Annotated in this window: 2 protein-coding genes; both read left to right on the top strand. The window is 46.2% G+C overall.

All coding sequences use genetic code 11. The annotated features are described in order from the left end of the window. Positions 1-49: 49 nt before the first annotated feature. Positions 50-664, top strand: a complete 615-nt coding sequence (locus R7Q47_RS25255; RefSeq protein ID WP_005489474.1) for a helix-turn-helix transcriptional regulator — start codon at positions 50-52, stop codon at positions 662-664. Between the two features lie 104 nt (positions 665-768). Next, positions 769-1,125 carry a DUF3135 domain-containing protein gene (locus R7Q47_RS25250; RefSeq protein WP_031791322.1) on the top strand — a complete coding sequence of 119 codons (357 nt, stop codon included), beginning with the start codon at positions 769-771 and terminating at the stop codon, positions 1,123-1,125. Positions 1,126-1,226: the final 101 nt, after the last annotated feature.

The raw sequence follows: 1,226 nt of genomic DNA, 5'->3' as shown, positions 1-1,226 counted from the left end.
TACTAAGCCTATCGCGCATAATGTGTACGGAAATACAAATGGCGGGAATATGAAGACCGTAGATAGGATATTGCAAATCGTTAAGCGTGACGGGTCTGTCACTGCAAAACAACTCTCTTCTGAGCTTGGGATGACAACCATGGGTGCTCGCCAGCACCTGCAAGGTTTAGAAGATGATGGCATCCTGTCGATTCACGATGTAAAAGTCAAAGTCGGACGCCCTACTCGCCACTGGTCTTTAACCCAGAAGGGACATGAGCAATTCGCCGATCGTCATGGCGAACTCACCATCCAATTTATCGAAGCCGTGGAACACATCTTCGGTAAAGATGGCCTCGACAAAGTTACCTCCGAGCGCGAAAAACTGACTTTACAAAACTATCGCCAGCACCTCGATCAATGTGAGTCTTTAGAAAGCAAACTGGAAACTTTGGTTTTTCTGCGCGAAAAAGAAGGCTACATGGCAGAGCTTGAACAAGATGAGCACGGCTTTATCTTGATCGAGAATCACTGCCCGATTTGTAAAGCCGCCACGCGTTGCCCTAGTTTATGCAAATCTGAACTGAGTGTGTTCCAGTCCTTACTCGGAGACGACACGACCGTCGAACGTACCGAGCATATCATTAGCGGTCAACGTCGCTGCGTTTACCGAATCCGCGCTTAGATTTCGGCCCTTTCGCTCTATCTTATAAATGAGACAGGCCAATGATTCATCCTTTACTCTGATTCCTGTGGTGTACGCTTGTAGTATTGAACACGAGTATCCATATGGATTTGGAGAAAGGGATGAGAACTCTACATACTCACACAACGCAAGTATTACCCTCATTTGATGAACTGGTTCAGATGGCCGAAAGCGATCCAGAAGGCTTTGAACAATTTCGCCACGAGATGGCAAAAGAAATGATAGAAAGCGCATCAGAAATGATGCAGCCACGCTTATGGGCTCAGCAAAGCCATATTGATCGTGTGATTCGCAACTGTAAAAACCCTCATCACACCAACGTCGTGCTAATGAATGAACTACAAAAACAAGTCACGAAGTTCAGAGAAGCATTACAAGGAAAAGCGACGTCGGTTAAAACAGACAACGTAGTCGCCTTCAACAGAAACGATTTCTACTGATGTGAGAGTCACACCTTAGGCAGACTCCCACACTCATGAATCACTGTGGCTCAGGACCGTATTTATTCGGGCCTGATGTGCCTTTCAAAAAACCACACTCA

The organism is Vibrio sp. Vb0349 (genome assembly GCF_033338975.1).
This window is presented reverse-complemented; position numbering and strand designations above follow the sequence as displayed.

Coding starts and splice junctions, on each gene's coding strand:
- R7Q47_RS25250 (WP_031791322.1), top strand. CDS start 769: ATGGATTTGGAGAAAGGGATGAGAACTCTACATACTCACACAACGCAA.
- R7Q47_RS25255 (WP_005489474.1), top strand. CDS start 50: ATGAAGACCGTAGATAGGATATTGCAAATCGTTAAGCGTGACGGGTCT.